The sequence below is a fragment of the Ruegeria sp. YKSD179 genome (assembly GCF_059612885.1).
This window is the reverse complement of the sequence record NZ_JBXWRL010000033.1, coordinates 38953-57959: the sequence shown is the minus strand read 5'-3', so window position 1 is coordinate 57959 and position 19007 is coordinate 38953. Positions and strand designations below refer to the sequence as shown.

Here is a 19007-nt window from a genome sequence, read left to right as displayed (position 1 = left end):
CTTCAAGCTCGACACCGAGATATCGGACGGTGCTGTCAACTTTCGCATGCCCGAGCAAAAGCTGCACCGCGCGCAGGTTGCCTGTCTTGCGATAAATCTGCGCAGCCTTCGTCCTTCGTAGCGAATGCGTTCCATAGCCACTAGGATCGAGCCCGATCGCCGACACCCATTCACGCACCATCCGGGCATATTGGCGGGTAGAAACATGCGGTCTCTTGTGCAGCCTGCTCGGAAAGAGAAAAGCGCAGCCCCGCATCTCAGGACTATTCACCCAATTCCAAATGGTTTCGCGCGTGTTTTCAGTGACCTCGAATTGCACTGGCCGCGTTGTTTTACTTTGCACAATGGTGACGCGATCGCGAACCTTGTTACCAACAACCAGCTCGGCGGACCTCAACCGAACGAGGTCGCAGCCCCTGAGTTTGCTGTCGATTGCGAGGTTAAACATCGCTAAATCTCTGAGGTTGTGAGCGAGTTCAAGCCGGGCGCGAATAGCCCAGACTTGTTTGCGGAGCAGCGGGCGCTTTTGGCCAACCAATCGACCCTTGTTCCACGGGCTGGGCTTTTGTTGGATTGCTGGGAGTTGAGTTTTGGACATGAGTGTTCCTAAATCCATCCCTCCCACTCCAAACGTTGGCGCTGCGCCAACCAATGGATTTTATCCGAGTTGCTGAATGACCGGTTTCAAAACAACCTAGAAAACTGCTATGCCGCATCGCCGCAAGTCTGCTCTGAGCCCACAGAGGACATTCGTCGCGGCCTGTTTTCCTGCTTTCAAAGAAAACGGCCGCGCCCGTCTGGGCGCGGCACTTTCATTAGAGATTGCCTTTCGACAATTCGCTCGCGAGGTGATCCGCCTGTCTGATCGCCAGCGCCACGATAGTGAGCGTTGGGTTTTCCGCCGCACCCGTAGTGAATTGCGACCCATCCGAAATGAACAGATTCGGTATGTCGTGGGTTTGACCCCATTTGTTGACGACCCCGTCGCGCGAATTCTCGGACATTCGGTTGGTGCCGAGATTGTGCGTCGACGGGTAAGGCGGTGTCGGAAACGTCCGCGTGGCTCCAACCGCGTCATAGATTGCCGCGCCCTGCTTGTAGGCGTGGTTGCGCATTGCGATGTCATTGGGGTGATCGTCGAAATGAACGTTGGCCACAGGCAGACCGTATTGGTCTTTGACATCGTGATTGAGTGTGACGCGGTTAGTTTCCTGCGGCATGTCCTCGCCCACGATCCACATGCCCGCAATGTTCTCGTACTCATCGAGGGCGGATGTGAACTCGCGGCCCCATGCGCCGGGGTCGAGGAAGGCAGCCATGAACGGCAGGCCAAGGGCCAGCGTTTCCAACTCGTACCCACCGACGAAGCCGCGTGACGGATCGTGACGGGCTTCATCCTGGATGATCCCAGCCATAGTCGTGCCGCGCCAGAAGCGAACCGGCTTGTCAAAGACTGCATAGACCGAGCCGGTCATGTGGCGCATGTAGTTGCGACCCACCTGACCCGAGCTATTGGCCAGCCCATCGGGGAACATCGACGACGCAGAGTTCAGCAGCAGACGCGGGGACTCGAACGAGTTACCTGCTACGCATACCACGCGCGCTTTCTGCAACTGTAGATTGCCGTCTGCGTCGAAATACTCGACGCCGGTAACCTTGCCTTCGTCATTGTGGAGAATACGCGCGACGTGACTTTGCGGTCGGACCTCGAGATTGCCCGTAGCTTCGCCTTGCTCGATGTCATGGTATCCGGCGGACCATTTCGCGCCCCACTTACAGCCCTGGAAGCAAAAGCCGGTCTGCTGGCACATGGTCCGGTCGGTGTCGTCTCGTGACGAAATCGCCATGCGACCCGTGTGTACGTCCTTGTAGCCAAGTGCTTTAGCGCCGGCTTCGAAGACCTTGTAGTTGTTGTTGCCCGGCAGGCCCGGGCGGTTGCCGGTGCGCGTCACGTGCAGCTTGTCCTCTGCCTTCGTATACCAGGGGTCCATTTCGGCGGCGTCAATCGGCCAGTCAAGCAGTGACGCGCCTTGCACATTGCCGTAGGTGGTCGCCGCTTTCCATTCGTGTTCTTGGAACCTAAGCGAAGCACCTGCCCAGTGCTGGGTCGTGCCGCCCACGGATTTGACAATCCATGCAGGCAGGCCCGAGAAATCCTTCGACACGCGCCAGTCGCCCGATGTGGTCCGCGGATCAAGCCAGGCCAGTTGCCCGAAGCTTTCCCACTCATCGTTGATGAAATCCTCAGGGTAGTGCCGTCCACCAGCTTCAAGTGCGACAACACTGACGCCTTTCTGGGCCAATTCGTTCGCCAAGACACCGCCGCCAGCGCCGGTGCCGATGATAACGACAACGCTGTCGTCGTTCTGATCAAAAGGTGCAGCCATAAGTCTGTCTCCTCCCTAACTTACGGCTCAAAGCCAGTTGATGTCGTTGAAACCACGGTCGATGTATCCGCCTTGGCTAAAGCTCTCGCCCTCGTAGCCAAAGATCGGCCAGACCGCCTTCTGGTTGTAAAGGCCGGTCACAAGACCGCCGCGGATTTGCTGGAAGAACGCGCTGTCTTCCATCCCGCGCAGGATATCAACGCGGTCGCGCTCCCAGCCAACGTCCAGATAACTTGCGTGGCCCTTGCCCTGCGCGGCAGCATTCAGCGCCGCGATGCCCGCCTCGATGTTTTCGGCGGCTTCGGCGGCATCATACCCTTTGACGGCGACCACGTAGAATTCGTCCCCCACCTTGTCATGCGGGTAGATATCGCGTGCCATCTGCACGAGCGTTGCGAAGGTTTCAGGCTTGAGTGCTGTCGTCTCCATCGCCCAGGCAGCGTCCTTCGCGGCCATAAACCCAGTGCCCACCACGAACGATGCGCCTGCGGCCGTCGCGCGCGACAGAAGCTGTCGCCTCGTCAGCCCCTTGGGGCCTTCGGTGTTTGTCATTTTTGATCCTCCCTTGATCATTTGAAGCGCCCCCCACGTTCCAGAACTTCGATCTGGTATCCGTCGGGGTCTGCGACGAAGAAAAACCTCGCGACAAGCTCGCCCGCGGGCGCAAATTCGACGAGTTTACGGGGTGAAAGCCCTTCGGCTTCGAAGCGGGCATGTTCCGCGTCAAGATCCTCGACCGAAACGGCAAGGTGGCCATATCCGTCGCCCAGATCGTAAGGCTCGGTACGGTCCTTGTTGATCGTCAGTTCAACCTCGAACTCTTGTCCGGGATTGCTCATGTAGACCAGCGTGAAATCCGGAAAATCCAGACGATCAGCGACAGTCAATCCGAAGGCTTTCGTGTAGAATTCTACCGACCGTGCTTCATCTAGGACACGGATCATCGAATGGATGGTTTTGGCCAAAACGCCGCCTCCCTCTGTGATTCCAGTAGAAATCAGGGTAGCTGCCGATTTGGTGGACCTTGGTAGTATGACTATACTACCTCGACAATTTTAGACCCGACAGAATTGCTCTTATTCCGCCGCGATCGTCGTGGTGGGCTCGGGCCGGGAGATTTCCATGAATTTCAAGCAAGCGCTTCGCAGAAGTGATGTAAAGTTCTCGGGCTCACCGCGCAACTCGAGAACTTCGGAATGAAGCTTGGAGATAAATATCGGCGTGCTCACTCCGTCGCGCTCGGCAATCTGGTCGAGAATGTCCCAGAATGCTTTTTCGAGGCGGATGCTGGTGCTTTGCCCATTCAAGCGCAAACGACGCGTGTGACTGGTGTACCGTTCCGGATCTTGTCCGGCAAAGACATGACACATGACGATTCCTCCCAAGTATCGGCCATTTTGCCTGAAAAGAAGGCAATGCGACTCAATCCATAAAATTTCGTATACGAAATACCTTATGCTGTCTATATACACGCAAAAATAGCACGTGCCTGAAGGAGCTGACATGGACTCGATCGAGCCCAAGAAAACATTGGTAAAGCAGGTGTATGATATCCTTCTGGACGCCATCTGTACCGGCGAGCTCGCTCCTGGGGAACGGCTCAATCAGGACGAGATTGCTACGCGGCTGAACGTGTCACGGCAGCCGGTAAACAGCGCCATTTCCATACTAAAGGCGAACGATTTCGTGTGCGACACCGGACGGCGCGGCGTCGTGGTTGCGGGCGTGGATAATGATCAGTTCCAGTCGATCTACGAGTTTCGCGCCGTTGTTGAACCCTTTGCGACCCGACTTGCCGCGGAACGTATCGGAGACGACGCAGACTATGAGGCGCAAAACATCCTGCGCGAGGGCCGTGCAGCTATCGAAGCGCGAGACATCAAGAGACTCCTGAATGCCGACGTCCACTTTCACGAAATCATCTATCGCTGGAGCGGCAACCACGTCATCGAAGCATCGATGCGCGCGAACTGGCCGCACATGCTGCGCTCGATGGTCGAGGTGCTGCGCGAACCGGACGCCGCACGGCAGTCGTGGAACGATCACGAGCGCATCTTAAAGGCCCTGCTCGCGCGCGACGGCGAGGCCGCAGCGAATGCAATGGGCGAGCATATCGGCCTTGCATTCGAAAAGACGAGAAAGGTGTTTCAATAAATCCAAGTGGCGGCGAAACCGAAGCCGCGGCTGCCGATTGGTGTCTAGGCTGATGGTTGCATTGCCCCATGCTGGCAAGGTGTTTGCCAATCAAGCGCGTCTTCAGCCAGACTGCGTTGGAGCACGCGACCTTGAAAAAGTTTGACGTCCGTGCCTGGAAAGACCGAGCCAGCCGTTTGGTCAATGCTTTGATAGGGCTGTCCGCTGACCGAAGCATTAGTTATCTCAGGGCTTCTTGCGCCGCCAGACCTGGTGCATTGAAAACAATAGTGCGTTCCTGGCTACAGCACTTGAATGGCGGCTTTGTCCCGCATCTCGGACTTAGACGCCCTTGAGGCCATTGTCCGGTTCTGCCGTAAGCCGACATAGAGACGTCAAAGCGGACGTTGCAGCGATGCCGGTTAGTATCGGTTGTCTGGTATCAGGCGCTTTTCAGTCATCTGACAGAAAGGCTCAGGTGACCGCGTTGAGCCCGACACGGACATCACCCGCAACAACTATTACCCTCTTGGATTGGCGGGCAAGCGACGGTGCCATAGGAACAGTAAACGCAGCAATCCCCGGGCAACGGCTTCAAAACGGTATTGCAGGCAGTGCATTCATAGAACCACTGACACGCATCGGTCGGCATCGTTTCCACTGTCGCGTGGCCGCACTCAGGACAAGTAATTTTGCTTTCCAAGGTCATATTCAGATCATTCATTTCGTCACATCAGGGTTATGAGGTAGTCGTTTATTCGGGCTTCGTTGAAAACGATAACCCAAGCGAGGATGGTCAATATGGTGCTTCCAACCAGCCATCCTTTCAGGTGCGCCAGCGTCCCTTTACGGGCTGCGATAACCCAAGCGAATAGCTGCATGATAGATGCCGCCGCGAGCACGTAGTAGCTCGCAGCGGCGATCGTGCCGAACACGGCCAACCAGCTTCCACCAAGCCCCAACAACATCATTGTCATTGGAAGCACACAGCATGTTGCAACGCCTATAGCAGATATTGACCCTGCATAGCTTGCCAAAAGAGATTTTCTCATGCCCGCGATGCCCTCCACAACGCAAACATCGTGCGGGTTGCTTCTGCTTCCCAAAGCGGAGCCGTGGCCGCCACAAGGAATAATGCACTTGTGGCAATCAAAATGGTGAGAGTAGAGCGCCGGTGGGACACACACGCCGGCCTTTTCCAAGCCCGGTACCATGCCCAAAGAAGAACCAAGCCCACGGCGAGCACGATTGGAACGCGATATGCCACAAACGGGCCAAGATATAACAGCCACGTACCGCCAAGGCCGATGATCGAAAACGCAATGGGCAAGACACAGCAAGAGGCAGATACAAGTGCCAGCATGCCTGCCGCGCCGATCAGGATGCGGCTTGGACCTTTGTCGCTTTCTTCCGAAGTGTTTTCGACGCTTGTTTCCATGCGTGACGTTATGCATCCTGTAGCTACTACAGGATCAACAGGGAAAATGTTCACATGATCGCGATTGGTGAAGCGGCAAGGCAGAGCGGCGTATCTATAGAGACAATCCGCTATTACGAACGAGAGGGTGTCGTGCCTTTGCCGCGCCGCGCTTCCAACGGGAGGCGTGTGTACTCCGAAAAGGACGTTGGGCGGCTCCGGTTTATCAGGCGATGCCGTGATCTTGGTTTCACAATTGCTGAGGCCAAAAATCTTTTGTCCTTGTCAGAAGGCGATAACGAAGACTGCGCTGCCGTTCGGCAAATCGGCACCCGTCATCTGGACGAGGTTCGCTCCAAAATTGCCGAGTTGAGAGCATTAGAGGCCGCACTTGAAGAACTGACAGCAAATTGCCGAGCAGGCTCTGTGTCGTGTCAGATGTTGGAAGAGTTGGCACGATGAAAGGAGATATTTTGGCTTTGATCACATTCATTGGCGCGCCTCCACACTACGGATGTTGGCGGAATGCACGGCAAGTGACTGCTTCGAACCCAAGGCAACCGATGCTGCGCCCGCGACCAACGGCCGCCGACGGTTTTGCCGTCGACTGCGCTGAGGTTACTTATCCACCATGACGGAAGCTCAAATCTCTGACGTTATACCAATTCGCTACCGTGTTTCGGGCATGGACTGTGCCAAAGATGCCGCACAGATTGAACGTGCTGCTCAGACCGCAGGAATTCCGCCAGACGCGGTGAAGGTGTCTGCGGCTACGCATATCATGACCCTCAAAGTGCCAGAGGCGCGGCTCCCCGTGATTGAAAGAGCAATCGCAACGACGGGTTACGGATTTGATCGCATCGGGGACGGCGTGGACGCTCAGCTCGGAGCGGTGCACCAAGACCCGGCTTACCGATCCGCTCTATGGATCGTCGTCCTTCTCAATGTCGGCTATGGTGTCGTTGAGATGGTCGTTGGTTTTCTCGCAGGGTCACAGGCTCTCAAGGCGGACGCGCTCGACTTTATAGGCGACGGCCTCATCACATTTCTCGGCCTGCTCGCAATCGGTTGGAGCCTTGCGTGGCGGGCGCGGTCTGCACTGATCCAAGGCGTTTTTCTCGGCTTGCTAGGTTTTGGTGTGCTTGCGACGACGGTTTGGAGAGTTTTCACCCAAACCATGCCAGACGCGACCCTGATGGGCTTATTTGGGATTGTCGCTCTCGTCGTAAACGTTCTCGCTGTACTGCCACTCATGAGGTTTCGCAAAGGGGATGCAAATATGCGGGCCGTTTGGCTGTTCTCCCGAAACGACGCGATCGGCAACGCAGCCGTAGTAGTGGCGGCGATTTTTGTCGCGTGGCTCGGCAGTGGTTGGCCGGACTTGATCGTTGCCTTTGGAATTGCTGGACTGTTCTTGCACTCCGCGTGGTCAATTATCCGCGATGCTCGGGCAGATCTGAAAGCTGCAAGTTAGCCCGAATGAGGGGACATTCAGTTTGTGTTTTTCAAAGCAGGCTTTGTCCGCATGTCGGACGTAGTCTTAATTTTTGCGAGTGGCCGGCTTGCTTCAATGGTGTCTTAGGCTTCTGAAATATATTGCTAATTTATCGGTAACCTTGATGATAACGCGATCAGCATCAAATGATGTACCGCGGGTTCGAATCCGATGCGCCCAGCCAAACACTCCCCCATATCCAGACCGTGCAAGGTGCGCTTCGAATAGCCGCGCGTTATCCGTGAGTTAGCGGCTTGGTGAACTGGCGCAGACCTTTGACCGGACTGGAACAGCACCGCAAATCTCCTAAAGTCTGCGCTCGGCATTTTCGCGGTAGCAGGTGTGGGTATGGCAGATCAGAGTGTCGCGAGAAGCGCGCGCTGGTCCTGCCAGTCTGATGGCAGGGTTCGCGATTTGCACCAGTCGGACGTAAAGCCGAGGGGCTGTTTGCCTTCCAGCACATCACGGACAATATCCGGCGCGAGGAAGGCGAGATCGATCATGTGCTGAACGCGGCGTTTGGAGATATTGCTGGCTTCTGCAATGTCGCCGAAGGTTTTTCCCGCCTTGATCCGCTCCAGCCAGTGATGCGCAAGCGCGATGTTTCGGATTAACGTCTCGTCTCTTGCGGCGGCAGTATCAGCGAGAATGATCTTGGTTTCGACGCCCCGCTTTCGCACCTGGAACGGCGCTTCGATCCGTAGGGTGTTTGCGTCCAAAGCATCGGCGTCGGTATCCAGCATCGCCGACACGCCTTTGATATCTAGCTTGAGCATAATCTTTCCCGGCGCAATCTCGATGCGTTCAACGAGTGAGAGGACGTCTTTGACATTCGGCGCGCCGGTCAGATCCGTCAGCTTGTTTCGGACGCGGGCGATCTCGCTGGCGTCGGACTGCTGGCACAAGTGGCCCGCGAAGGTTGGTTCTGCGAGATGGCGACGGGCAAGAGTGCTGATCTGTGCCTCAAGCTGGTCTGCCGGCAGGCGCCATCCATCAAGGTTCTCCTCCCCACTGCGTGCAATCAGACGATGCGATACGTAGTACCGCAACCGGGTGCCCTTCTTCGTTTTCGAATGCGACGGCGTCAGACGATCTCCGGTTTCATCAAAGATTTTCCCGCAAAACAGCGACACGCGGCGTGGCGTCTTGCGATGGCGAAGACGCGAGGCTGTACCCTGCAGGCGCAGTTGGATGTCATCCCATCGGTCGGGAGCAATGATCGGATCGTGCTGGCCGTCGTGCACTTGATCTTTGTGCCGGATGCGCCCGGCATAGACCGGGTTCGTCAAAACGTGATGGATATGCCCGCGGTCAAAGGCGCCCCCGCCACGGATCTCACCAGAAGAAAGTGTTCTGCGCCGGGTGCGCAGTAACAAAGCGTCAGCCTTTTCCTTCACCTGCCGGATCGTCCCGTGTTGTTCGTACAGCGCGTAGAGCGTCCGGATCGTCTCGGCCTCAGGTTCATTAATCTTCAGCGTTCGGCCATCCGGATCATACCCCATCGGCACCTGCCCGCCCATCCAGAGGCCTCGGCGTTTCGAGGCTGCGATCTTGTCGCGGATCCGTTCCGCCGTCACCTCGCGCTCGAACTGGGCGAAGCTGAGCAGCATATTTAATGTCAGGCGGCCCATGCTGGTCGCCGTGTTGAACGATTGCGTAACCGAGACGAAGGAGGCACCGGTGGCATCGAGGATATCGACGATCTTCGCGAAGTCCGCCAGTGACCGGGTAAGACGGTCGATCTTGTAGACGACGATTTGATCGATCTTTTCATCCTTGATATCCGCCAGTAGCTTCTGCAAGGCCGGGCGGTCCAGCGATCCGCCGGAGAGACCGCCGTCGTCATACTGGTCTCGCACCAACACCCAGCCTTCATGTTTCTGGCTGGCGATATAAGCAGCACAGGCTTCCCGCTGAGCATGCAGCGAATTGAACTCCTGCTCCAGACCATCTTCCGAGCTCTTGCGGGTGTAGATGGCGCAACGGACCTTCTTCATTTGTCGCCCCCTGCGCTGCGGGTCAGGCCGAAGAAGCGCGGGCCTGACCATGTCGTGCCTGTGATGTGCTTTGCGATGGCCGAGAGTGACGGCCAGTCTTTCCCATCCATTCGATAGCCGCCCTCGGTCACCTCGACCTGGTAAGTCCGGCCATTCCATTCTCGCACGAGGTGCGCGCCGGATCGGAGATCACTGCTACTAGCAACAGCGATCGACTTGCCTTCTGCGATCTGCCGCAGCTTGCGCCGTGTCGCCGCCGGCAGACCGCCCGAAGAGCGGCACTGCGCGTCATAAGCCACTGCCTTGCGCAGGAACGCCACCGACAAATACGGCGGTGGAGGAGACCCAAAAGCCTCCTCCCACGCGGCGATCGCCAGCGGGCGATCCGGGTCCGGCTTACCGGGCATCAGTCTTTTCGGCTGTTGAAGTCGCACCAGTTTGGGCGGGCATCGCCAAGATCCGATAGCGCTTGGGCTTGCCCTCATCTGGCTTCGCGCCCAAAACCTCGTAGCCCGCCTTGCGCAGCCCAGTCAGCGCCGCCCGCGTCGTGTGCATCTGCCAGTCGAGTTTTTCGCTGATCGTGGCAACATCTGCCCCGGCCTTGCGGCTGAGCATCTGAATGAGCAGCGCTTTCTTGGTTTTGGGTTTCGGCGATCGTGTCATTTGGCCTTCTCCTTTTGGTTCACGCAGGCTGAAAGTGACCCTGCTACCGAGGAGAGCCCGGAGACCCGGGCGGAAAAGGCGCGGCGCAACATTGGGTACGTCGCAACATGTACAGTACCGCTCTGTTTGGCTCACAAGTCCAGTGGAAGAATGACCGCTTAACGCAGAAAAGCCGTCATCTGATAAAAATAGTCAGATGACCGCACCGAGCCCAAAGAGGACATACCCAACGTCTGCAAAATGTGTTGCTTGAAAAAGGGCAGACTGTCCGTCACTCTTTCCAGATTGGTAGTTTAGGGTTTTGTCATGACGGATAGTTTTGACGTTATTATCGTTGGCGCCGGAAGTGCAGGTTGCGTCCTCGCCGCTCGTTTGACCGAAGATGCGAAGCGTTCTGTTCTGCTGTTAGAGGCCGGTGGATCGATCGACGACCCCCGAGTTTCCACACCTGCTAAATTTGGCGCGCTCACCAATACACGTTTCGATTGGGCATTTCGGACCGCTCCGCAGGGCGAACTTTCGGGACGCCAGATCGCCTATCCGCGCGGTCGATGTATCGGCGGCACTGGTTCGATCAACTACATGATTTACCTGCGCGGGCATCCGGCGGACTACAACACGTGGTCCCAAATGGGTGCGACGGGCTGGGGATGGGACGGTGTGCTGCCCTATTTCAAGAAGGCCGAGAATTGGGAAGTCGATGGAGATCCGTCGATCCATGGAGACGGCGGCCCGCTGACTGTTACTAAACCGGGCGAGCGGTCGCCCTTGACGGAGATATTCATCGAAGCCTGCCAGCAGGCCGGGATTCCGTTCAATGGCGATCTGAACGGCTCGGAATTGGACGGCTGCGGTTATTTCCCAGCGACCTTGCAGGAGAACCGGAGGGGCAGCACCGCGCAGACATACCTCTCCGTGGCGATGGGGCGTCCCAACTTGACCGTTGTAACCGGCGCGACGGTCATGTCGTTGCAACTTGAGGGCAATTCTGTGACCGGCGTGAATTATGTCGCCAAGGGGGAACTGAACCATGCAACTGCACAGGAAACCGTCTTAGCGGCGGGCGCCATAGGCTCACCACAAATCCTGCAACTCGCAGGAGTTGGCCCAGCAGACCTGTTGAACGATGTCGGCGTCCCGGTGAAGCATGACCTGCCCGGCGTGGGCGAAAATCTGCAGGATCACTTTCATTACCGCGCCCGTTGGGAAATCGATCAGCCCTTGACCTTCTTTGGCCGCAGCTCTGAGCAAACGGCGGAGATTGAGCGCCTCTACTCAGAGGAGTCGCGCGGCCCCCTGTCAACGAACCACTTTGAGTCTGGTGCATTTCTGAGATCCGGACCCCATGTCGACATTCCCGACATAGAGCTGCTAATGATCCCATATTTCATAAGCTTGGGAGCTCCGGAGTACCGCCCACCGGATCGCCATGGTTTCACAATCTCTGGTTTTCCGACCCGTCCTTGGAGCCGAGGGCGTGTAAAGATTGCATCAAACGATCCATTCGATCGGCCTATTATCGATCCTGGATATCTGAGCGATCCGGCGGATGTCGATCTGATGCGCTCGATCATCAAAGAAGCGCGGAAGATTGTGTCACAGGAAGCCTTTGCGAAGCTCAATCCGGTTGAGATATCTCCTGGGGTGGACGCCCAGAGCGACGAAGAGCTTCTTGCGGACATTCGCGAGATCTCGTCGACGTCCTTTCATCCCGTTGGCAGTTGCAGGATGGGGCAAAGCGATGATTGCGTCGTAGCTCCCGACTTGAAGGTGCACGGGCTTGAAGGGTTGAGCGTTGCCGATGCTTCTGTGATGCCGCAAATGAACACCGGACATCCCAACGCGCCGGTAATTATGATTGCTGAAAAAGCTGCCGACATGATCGCCCGGCGAGTCTGAGTGAGACACCTGCTAGGCAGCAGATAACCGACTTTTTTGCGCTAGGTTCAGCGGCAGCTTTGTCCGCATTGCGGTCGCTCGCGAAAATTCGGCGAACGTCCGCTGCCGTTCAATGCAGACCTTCAGGCGATATTCCTCGGAATGACCACCAACAATGACCGCTATCCGATCCTAAGCCGTCATCCGACTGAAAGACTCTGATGACTGCCTTGAGCCCAAAGCAGCCGTTGATCCTAGGTTTGCGCGCTGCACTGCAGCTCGTCACGGCCTTTAACCCTCACCAAAAATTCATTCTTGGTTGAAACACGCTTGAAATTGCCGATCACTGTTGGCTAAGGGTTTATTCTTATCAGCGCCTAAGCTTTTGCGGCTGCGCACATCATATCTGCAGCCTTCTCCGCAATCATTATGACGGGTGATGCAGTGTTCCCCGATGTGATGCGTGGCATTATGGAAGCATCCACCACTCTCAGACCAGCAACACCCCTGACGCGCAAGTCCGGCGTCACAACCGACTGTGGATCCGACCCCATTCGACAAGTTCCCACAGGGTGGAATATTGTCGTGGCAATGTCTCCAATGGCGTGCAGCATGTCGGCATCGCTTTCAACCTGCGGCCCTGGAAGCATTTCTTCGGCTGAATAGGGTGCGAGCGCCTTGGCAGTCATGATTTCACGTGCCTGCCGAACCGAAGCCAGCGCGACCTGTTTGTCGCCATGCGTCGAGAGGTAATTCGGCTTGATCTCAGGCTGGGTAGACGGGTCCGGGCTGGTGGCGTGGCACGTGCCCAGACTTTGCGGTCGCAGATTGCAGACCGACATCGTGATAGCTGGGAACGGGTGCAGCGGGTCGCCCAGGCGATCAGTCGAGAGCGGCTGCACGTGATATTCCAGATCTGGCGTTGCGAGCGATGGGTCAGACTTGGTGAACATTCCGAACTGACTGGGTGCCATGGACAGCGGCCCCGAACGTTTCAGCGCGTATTCCAATCCCATCTGCGCCTTGCCCCACAGGGAGTTCGCCTGCGTATTCAAAGTTTTCGCATTCTGTACCTTGTAGACAGTGCGGATTTGCAGGTGATCCTGAAGATTTTCGCCTACGTTTTGCGACTCCACCAAAGGCGTTAGTCCAAGAGCTGAGATGCGATCAGGTTGGCCTATGCCGGAAAGCTCCAGCAGTTTTGGCGTGTTGATCGCACCTGAAGCCATGACAATCTCTCCGTCGCAACGGGCGAGCTGGGTCTGCCCACCTTTGGTAAAGCGAACACCTGAAGCGCGGCCTTCTTCCAGCACCAGCGCGTCAACCTGCGCCCCGGTCAGCACGCGCAGATTGTTGCGACCCATTGCCGGACGCAGAAAACCTTTTGCCGTGGTCCAGCGGACACCGCCGGACTGGTTGACCTCAAAGAAGCCCGAGCCTTCGTTGCTGCCATCGTTGAAATCGGCACAGGGTTCGATCCCGAATTCGCGTGCCCCTTCCTGCACGGCACGCAGGATTTCCCACTCCAAGCGCTGCGGCTGTACCTTCCATTCGCCACCAGATTTATGGATGTCGTTATCGCCGGCGTGGTGATCCTCGGAGCGTTGAAAGTAGGGCAGTACGTCGTCCCAACCCCAGCCGGGATTTCCGAGTTGCCGCCAACCATCGTAATCTGCCGCCTGCCCGCGCATGTAAATCATGCCGTTGACTGCCGTGCAGCCGCCCAGCACCTTGCCGCGCGGGTAGACCAATGCGCGTCCATTCAGGCCGGACTCTTCAGCGGTTTTCATCATCCAGTCCGTGCGCGGATTGCCGATGCAATAGAGGTATCCAATCGGGATATGCACCCAGTGATAGTTGTCCCGCCCGCCGGCCTCCAACAGCAAAACGCGTTTCATGGCGTCGGCGCTGAGTCGGTTCGCCAATACGCAACCCGCGGTGCCAGCTCCGATGATGATATAGTCGTAGCGCCCGTCGAGCGTCGTCTCAGCCATGATCTGCGGCCTCAGAAAGTAATTGTCAGTTTGCCGATCATAGCACCGGTTTCGATTATTCGATGCGCGTTTTTGAGCGTTTCCACCGAGAATCCTTGAAGCGACTTCGTTGCCGTGCACGCGATTATGCCGTCATCCACCATACGCGCCATCCGGGAAAGGATTGCGCCCTGACGGGCCATGTCCTGCGTGCCGAACATGGAACGTGTGAACATCAATTCCCACATAAAGCCGACGGACTTGCCCTGCAGCGCGCAGAGGTCGAGTTTCTCGGGGGTTTCCGCAATCGAGCTGATACGACCTTGCGGAGCGATCAGGTCGCACATCGCATCCCAATGCAGATCGAGGCCGTTGTAATGAGCAATGTAATCGACGAATTCACGCCCGTTTGCGCGTGTGTTGGCGACCAGGTCGCGGTGGTCCACGATCTCATGTGCTCCCATCTTGCGGCACCAGTCGGCGCTGTCATCGCGTGAGGCGGTGGCGATCGCCTCGTGCCCAGTCAGTTTGCGCAAAAGCTGCAACGTGATGGAGCCGACGCCACCTGCTCCACCGATGACAAGCACTGAAGCACGGGTCTCGTCCTGCGGGACTTGCAAGCGGTCAAAGAGTACTTCCCACGCGGTCAGCGTAACCAGCGGCAGCGAGGCCGCGGCTGTCGGGCTGACCGAGGTCGGCGCGAGTGATGCAATGCGATGATCCACGGCCTGCAATTCGGCATTAGACCCATCGCGACCGGCATCACCCGCGTACCAGACGCGGTCACCTCTTTTGAAGCCGGTCACATCCGGGCCCACAGCCTCTACGGTTCCCACGGCGTCATAACCAAGGATCATTGGCGCCTCCAACGCCTCGTCTGGCGCGGTGCGGATGCGGCGCTTTGCGTCAGCGGGGTTGACCGAGATCGCCTCCACTGCGACCAGCAGGTCGGCCGGACGTAACTCAGGGTCGGGCAAGTTAAATTCGATCAGGCTGTCGGCATGATCAACGGGCAAGGAATTGAGGAAGCCAACGGCCTTCATGGGTCATTTCTCCGATTGCAAACGGGACCAGAACCCGCGCAGAGCGGCAGTCAGGTCCAGATAAATGTCATAGCGGCGGTCATAGTGCGATTTCATGGCCGGGTTTGGCGCGAGCTTGGCGAACGGGCGGGTCATCAGGGCGATTGCCGCGTCGTAGTTCGCCACATGGCCCGTAGCGATGGCGGCACCCATCGCCGCGCCCAACGCGCCGGTTTCGCGGGCCTCACCCACTGTGATCGGCACAGCCAAGCTGTCTGCAAACATCTGGGGCCAATGCGGACTGCGGGACCCACCGCCCGACAGGATCGCGCGATCGAAACTGACGCCGGCGTTTCGCAATGCCTCAATGTGTCGGCGATGTTCGAACATGATGCCTTCGAAGAGGGCGCGAAGAACGTGGCCTTCACCGTGCCATCCCGCAAGGCCATAGAAGCCTGCGCGATGGTCTGCTCCCTGTCCCGAGCCATAGAGGAATGGGTGGAAGAAAGGATCATCGCCGGTGGGTACGACCTCGCCCACTTTGGAATTCACATATCTAAACGGGTCGTCGTGGTGTTGACCGCGTTCGACAAACTCTCGCACGTACCATTCCAGATTGGCTGCAGAGGTTGCAGAGGCTTCAATGTTCACGAAACAGCTTGGCCCGAAAGCTGAGACCATGAAGACACCCGGATCGACCACAGGCGCAGCGGAAAAAACCTGATTGATGCTCCAGCTGCCCGCGATGATGGACGCATCGCCAGGGCGTCCCGCGCCTGAGCCCAACGCAGAGGAGACCACGTCAAAGAAGCCTGCAATGACTGGCGTTCCAGCCAGTAGCCCGGTTGCGGCGGCAGCGTCCGCGGTCACATGGCCTGCGATGTCGCACGGCGCCAGCAGGCGCGGCAGCAGAAGTTTCGCGTCGCTGAGGTCGTAAAGTTCGAGGAGTTCGTCGGCATAGGCGGCGTCGGGCATGCGGGTCAGGCCGCAGCCAGACATGTCAGAGATGTCGCTGACCTGCTCACCTGTCAGGTGGTATGTGATGAAATCTTTGCAAAGCAGCAGCGTACCCGCCCTTTTGTAGATTTCGGGTTGGTTTTGTTTGACCCAGGCCAGCAACGTGGGCGTTTGCGACGGCCACGGCTTTTGCAAACACAGCGCATGGAGGTGGCTGCCATGGGCGGCTGTTAAATCGCTGGCCACTCCGGCGGCGCGGCTGTCTAGCGATTGAATGCCCAGCAAGGGAGCACCGGCTTTGTCCAGGAGATAAAGCCCGTTGCCGTGACCGGCACAGCCCACGCCCGCAATAAGGGCGGCATCGATTCCGGCATCTGCAATACAGCCGCGGATCACCTCCTGCGCGTTGCGCCACAGTTCATCAAGGTCACGTTCCACGTGTCCCGGCGCCGGGGTCGAGGATTGCCCGTCAAGTGCTCGCATCGCCACTTGATGACCCGCGCCGTCGAACAACACCGCCTTTATGACGGTATTGCCCGCGTCTAGCCCAAGAAAATAGGTCTTAGACACTGTTATAAATCTCCCACGCTTCCTCACCCCCAGCCCCCTTGTGGATCAACGCCATCAGAGCGGCGACCACCGCACGCGGGTTATCGTGCTGATAGACATTGCGGCCATAGACCATGCCTTGCGCGCCTTGCGCCATGAGTGCCGCGGATTTCATCAAAACGTTTTTCAGATCTTCCTTGCCACCGCCGCGAACAAGGACAGGGACGCGTGCGGCCTCTACCACGCGATGGAAGTCCTCCGCGTTTTCTGTGGGATCGGCCTTGATGATATCGGCGCCCATTTCTGAGGCCAGACGCACCAGTGTCACGATTTTCTCCGCATTACCGTCAACTTGATAACCACCGCGCACATCATTGGATAACATCACCAACGGCTCAATCATCAAAGGCATGCCGTATTTCGAGCAGGCGGCACGGACGCGCGAGATGTTCTCAACGCATTGACGAAAAAGCTCCGGCTCGTCGGGCAGCATGAAAAGGTTCACGACCACAGCCGCAGCATCCATTTCAAGCGCGCCGATAATCGGTTCGTCGGCGTTTTGCAGCATCGACCACATCACCCGGTGGCGCGTGTCATTGTAAGGGTTACCCATGTCGATGCGCATCACCAAAGCGGGTTTGTCTTTCTCGGGGCGCGATTGCAACAGATCCGCCTGTCCGTAGGCACATTGGACCGCGTCGGGTTTGGCATCGATGAGCGTATCCATTACGGCGGCCATGTCTTCGAGCCCCACCATGAAAGAGGGCTCGTTGCAGACACCGTGATCCACCGCCACATCAAGGCAACCGCCATTGGTGAACATCCGGCTCATCCGGGCTTTGGGACTTACGCGCATTCAATACTCCGTTCTTTTTTGTCTTCGGACAGCGTAAGCGCTTGCCCGTGGTAGGTGTTCAGTTCTGTCACCAGCATCGCGCGCTGAGCAGCAATTTCATCGGGGGTAAGATCTTGAGCTTTGGCCAGCACATCTGCCAACGCGTCGATCACCGCATCGGTAAGCGATCCGGTGACCGCCAGAGAAGTGCGGCGCAGGGCAAGGTCAGACAAAGTCTGGACAAATTCGCTGCGCGCCAAACATGCTATTTCGCCACGTGTGTGCGGCAGGCCGGGGAAGAGCGGCGCGTCATCCTCCGGGCAGTTGGCCAGCACCTCTTCTGCCTGTGCTCCGTAGTGGTCCAGCAGATGAGTGGCGCGAGCTTCGCTCACAGGCAGGGAGGCCGTAGGCGAGTACCCGCGCCCACCTCCGATGCTCAGGTCGGAGGTTGTTCCCCTGCGCGTTTGCCCCAGTTCTCTGAGAACCTCATCGGCGGCCTGCTCAGCAAAGGCGCGGAAGGTCGTCCATTTGCCGCCCACCATGCAGAATTGCGGCACCACGCCGTCAAGACGCTGAACGTAATGTCCCCGTGATATACGGCCCGTGAAATCAGCATCACTCTGCGGCAGCGGACGAATGCCAGAATACGAGAATACGATCTGACCTGCATCGATGGTTAAATCCGGGAACACACTGCGCAAGGATCCGAGGATGTAGTCCCGCTCTTCTGGCTCGCACTTGGTGCGAGCGGCGCCATCGACGCGAATATCGGTAGAGCCAACGAGCACGTGGCCCAGATAGGGAAATGCGATACAAACCCTGCCGTCTGCGTTCTCGAAATAAACCATATGCCCGGCAAGCGCCTGCAACAGTGCGTCATTGCGTAGGATCAGGTGCGACCCTTTGGTGCCCGAGATCATTCGCGGGGCATCTGCGCCCAGTGCCTCGCGCGTTTCATCGAGCCATGCGCCGGTGGCATTCACGACCACTTTCGGCGCAACGGGCATCTTCTTCCCACCGCGCAAGTCGGTTAAGTAATAGCATCCATCGACCAACGCCATTTCGGCGTAATTGAGAGCCGCAGCGTCGGGTGCATCGCGCAGGGTGTCGCGGATCATTTCGATGCAAAGCCGCTCGGGGTGACTGATCCAGGCGTCGTGATAGAGCGCGGCGCATCGGGCATCGCGCGTCAGGGCTGGGAAAACGGCACGGGTTTTGGATCTGGACAGGAACCGGTGTTTGGGCGTCTGTCGGCGATGGCGCGTGACAAAATCATAAAGCGTCAGGCCAATCTTGATGGGCAGCGCTCCGCGCCGAGCGGGTTTGCCGGGCCACCCAAAGAAGCTGGCCGCTGCATTGAAGAGGCCCGAGGTCAGGCCCGCAATCGGGATTACGGTCGGCAGCGGCCGCACCAAATGCGGTGCATTGCGCAGCAGCGCATCACGCTCCGCGAGTGACTCGCGCACCAGGTCAAACTCACCGTTTTCCAGATAGCGCAGCCCCCCATGTATCATTCGCGACGGCGCAGCCGAACAACCGGAGGCAAAGTCATTCCGCTCCACCAACAGCACCCGCAAGCCTTGCAGGGCGAGGTCTCGCCAGACCCCGATCCCATTCACGCCGCCTCCGATCACCACCGCGTCAAATCGGGGGTTTTCGAGGTGGGCCAGCATATTTTGGCGTTGATTGGGCATAATCCTC

General features: G+C 57.7%; 21 protein-coding genes. 5 read left to right on the top strand and 16 right to left on the bottom strand.

Annotated elements, in window-relative coordinates:
- The 5 genes from AC2FNE_RS15635 to AC2FNE_RS15615 all read right to left on the bottom strand — a co-directional run.
- A partial coding sequence (locus tag AC2FNE_RS15635; protein ID WP_496805763.1) for a tyrosine-type recombinase/integrase occupies nucleotides 1-598 on the bottom strand: 598 nt, incomplete at its 3' end.
- A gap of 217 nt (nucleotides 599-815) precedes the next feature.
- Nucleotides 816-2387: a GMC family oxidoreductase gene (locus AC2FNE_RS15630; protein ID WP_496773592.1), complete on the bottom strand. Its 1572-nt coding sequence runs from the start codon at nucleotides 2385-2387 to the stop codon at nucleotides 816-818.
- Nucleotides 2388-2414: 27 nt separating this feature from the next.
- Nucleotides 2415-2939, bottom strand: a complete 525-nt coding sequence (locus tag AC2FNE_RS15625) for a Twin-arginine translocation pathway signal (protein ID WP_496773593.1) — start codon at nucleotides 2937-2939, stop codon at nucleotides 2415-2417.
- A 17-nt stretch (nucleotides 2940-2956) separates the two neighbouring features.
- Complete coding sequence (locus AC2FNE_RS15620) at nucleotides 2957-3352, bottom strand: VOC family protein (protein WP_496773594.1); 396 nt, start codon at nucleotides 3350-3352, stop codon at nucleotides 2957-2959.
- Nucleotides 3353-3463: 111 nt separating this feature from the next.
- Nucleotides 3464-3757, bottom strand: coding sequence for a ribbon-helix-helix domain-containing protein (locus AC2FNE_RS15615; protein WP_496773596.1), 294 nt, complete (start codon nucleotides 3755-3757; stop codon nucleotides 3464-3466).
- A gap of 133 nt (nucleotides 3758-3890) precedes the next feature.
- Here AC2FNE_RS15615 and AC2FNE_RS15610 point away from each other — a divergent pair, with 133 nt between their 5' ends.
- Nucleotides 3891-4541 (top strand): GntR family transcriptional regulator, encoded by a 651-nt coding sequence (locus AC2FNE_RS15610; RefSeq protein WP_496805762.1) that lies wholly within the window; start codon nucleotides 3891-3893, stop codon nucleotides 4539-4541.
- 484 nt (nucleotides 4542-5025) lie between these two features.
- Here the strand turns inward: AC2FNE_RS15610 and AC2FNE_RS15605 are convergent, their stop codons facing one another.
- Genes AC2FNE_RS15605 through AC2FNE_RS15595 form a run of 3 tightly spaced genes read right to left on the bottom strand, consistent with a single transcriptional unit; the run spans nucleotide 5026 to nucleotide 5958 of the window.
- A complete protein-coding gene (locus tag AC2FNE_RS15605) occupies nucleotides 5026-5229 on the bottom strand; it encodes a GDCCVxC domain-containing (seleno)protein (RefSeq protein WP_496805764.1) in 204 nt (67 codons plus the stop codon).
- A 19-nt stretch (nucleotides 5230-5248) separates the two neighbouring features.
- Nucleotides 5249-5572: a hypothetical protein gene (locus AC2FNE_RS15600; protein WP_496773602.1), complete on the bottom strand. Its 324-nt coding sequence runs from the start codon at nucleotides 5570-5572 to the stop codon at nucleotides 5249-5251.
- Nucleotides 5569-5958 carry a hypothetical protein gene (locus AC2FNE_RS15595; RefSeq protein ID WP_496773604.1) on the bottom strand — a complete coding sequence of 130 codons (390 nt, stop codon included), beginning with the start codon at nucleotides 5956-5958 and terminating at the stop codon, nucleotides 5569-5571. The genes AC2FNE_RS15600 and AC2FNE_RS15595 overlap by 4 nt, the downstream gene beginning before the upstream one ends.
- A 54-nt stretch (nucleotides 5959-6012) precedes the next feature.
- Between AC2FNE_RS15595 and AC2FNE_RS15590 the strand changes: the two genes are divergently transcribed.
- The 3 genes from AC2FNE_RS15590 to AC2FNE_RS15580 are packed head-to-tail and all read left to right on the top strand — an operon-like array spanning nucleotide 6013 to nucleotide 7411.
- The gene (locus AC2FNE_RS15590) at nucleotides 6013-6399 is read left to right on the top strand and encodes a MerR family transcriptional regulator (protein WP_496773606.1); all 387 of its coding nucleotides are present in this window, start codon (nucleotides 6013-6015) and stop codon (nucleotides 6397-6399) included.
- Nucleotides 6396-6572 carry a hypothetical protein gene (locus AC2FNE_RS15585; RefSeq protein WP_496773608.1) on the top strand — a complete coding sequence of 59 codons (177 nt, stop codon included), beginning with the start codon at nucleotides 6396-6398 and terminating at the stop codon, nucleotides 6570-6572. The genes AC2FNE_RS15590 and AC2FNE_RS15585 overlap by 4 nt, the downstream gene beginning before the upstream one ends.
- Nucleotides 6569-7411 (top strand): cation efflux transmembrane domain-containing protein, encoded by an 843-nt coding sequence (locus AC2FNE_RS15580; protein ID WP_496773609.1) that lies wholly within the window; start codon nucleotides 6569-6571, stop codon nucleotides 7409-7411. Before AC2FNE_RS15585 ends, AC2FNE_RS15580 begins: the two co-directional genes overlap by 4 nt.
- 377 nt (nucleotides 7412-7788) lie before the next feature.
- On the opposite strand, the gene AC2FNE_RS15575 is transcribed toward AC2FNE_RS15580, so the two are convergent.
- From AC2FNE_RS15575 to AC2FNE_RS15565, 3 genes are read right to left on the bottom strand one after another with little or no spacing between them, the layout of a single operon-like run.
- Complete coding sequence (locus AC2FNE_RS15575) at nucleotides 7789-9429, bottom strand: recombinase family protein (RefSeq protein WP_496805761.1); 1641 nt, start codon at nucleotides 9427-9429, stop codon at nucleotides 7789-7791.
- Nucleotides 9426-9836, bottom strand: coding sequence for a DUF2924 domain-containing protein (locus tag AC2FNE_RS15570; protein ID WP_496805760.1), 411 nt, complete (start codon nucleotides 9834-9836; stop codon nucleotides 9426-9428). Before AC2FNE_RS15570 ends, AC2FNE_RS15575 begins: the two co-directional genes overlap by 4 nt.
- The gene (locus AC2FNE_RS15565; protein ID WP_480656001.1) at nucleotides 9826-10092 is read right to left on the bottom strand and encodes a DUF3489 domain-containing protein; all 267 of its coding nucleotides are present in this window, start codon (nucleotides 10090-10092) and stop codon (nucleotides 9826-9828) included. Before AC2FNE_RS15565 ends, AC2FNE_RS15570 begins: the two co-directional genes overlap by 11 nt.
- 306 nt (nucleotides 10093-10398) lie before the next feature.
- Here AC2FNE_RS15565 and AC2FNE_RS15560 point away from each other — a divergent pair, with 306 nt between their 5' ends.
- Nucleotides 10399-11991: a GMC family oxidoreductase gene (locus tag AC2FNE_RS15560; protein WP_496805759.1), complete on the top strand. Its 1593-nt coding sequence runs from the start codon at nucleotides 10399-10401 to the stop codon at nucleotides 11989-11991.
- Between the two features lie 356 nt (nucleotides 11992-12347).
- Here the strand turns inward: AC2FNE_RS15560 and AC2FNE_RS15555 are convergent, their stop codons facing one another.
- From AC2FNE_RS15555 to AC2FNE_RS15535, 5 genes are read right to left on the bottom strand one after another with little or no spacing between them, the layout of a single operon-like run.
- Nucleotides 12348-13964 (bottom strand): GMC family oxidoreductase, encoded by a 1617-nt coding sequence (locus tag AC2FNE_RS15555; RefSeq protein ID WP_496805758.1) that lies wholly within the window; start codon nucleotides 13962-13964, stop codon nucleotides 12348-12350.
- An 11-nt stretch (nucleotides 13965-13975) separates the two neighbouring features.
- The gene (locus AC2FNE_RS15550; RefSeq protein WP_496805757.1) at nucleotides 13976-14986 is read right to left on the bottom strand and encodes a zinc-binding alcohol dehydrogenase family protein; all 1011 of its coding nucleotides are present in this window, start codon (nucleotides 14984-14986) and stop codon (nucleotides 13976-13978) included.
- Nucleotides 14987-14989: 3 nt separating this feature from the next.
- Complete coding sequence (locus tag AC2FNE_RS15545; protein ID WP_496805756.1) at nucleotides 14990-16492, bottom strand: FGGY-family carbohydrate kinase; 1503 nt, start codon at nucleotides 16490-16492, stop codon at nucleotides 14990-14992.
- Nucleotides 16485-17294, bottom strand: coding sequence for a class I fructose-bisphosphate aldolase (locus AC2FNE_RS15540; RefSeq protein ID WP_496805755.1), 810 nt, complete (start codon nucleotides 17292-17294; stop codon nucleotides 16485-16487). Before AC2FNE_RS15540 ends, AC2FNE_RS15545 begins: the two co-directional genes overlap by 8 nt.
- Before the next feature lie 23 nt (nucleotides 17295-17317).
- Nucleotides 17318-19000, bottom strand: coding sequence for a glycerol-3-phosphate dehydrogenase/oxidase (locus tag AC2FNE_RS15535; protein WP_496805754.1), 1683 nt, complete (start codon nucleotides 18998-19000; stop codon nucleotides 17318-17320).
- Between the last annotated feature and the right edge of the window lie 7 nt (nucleotides 19001-19007).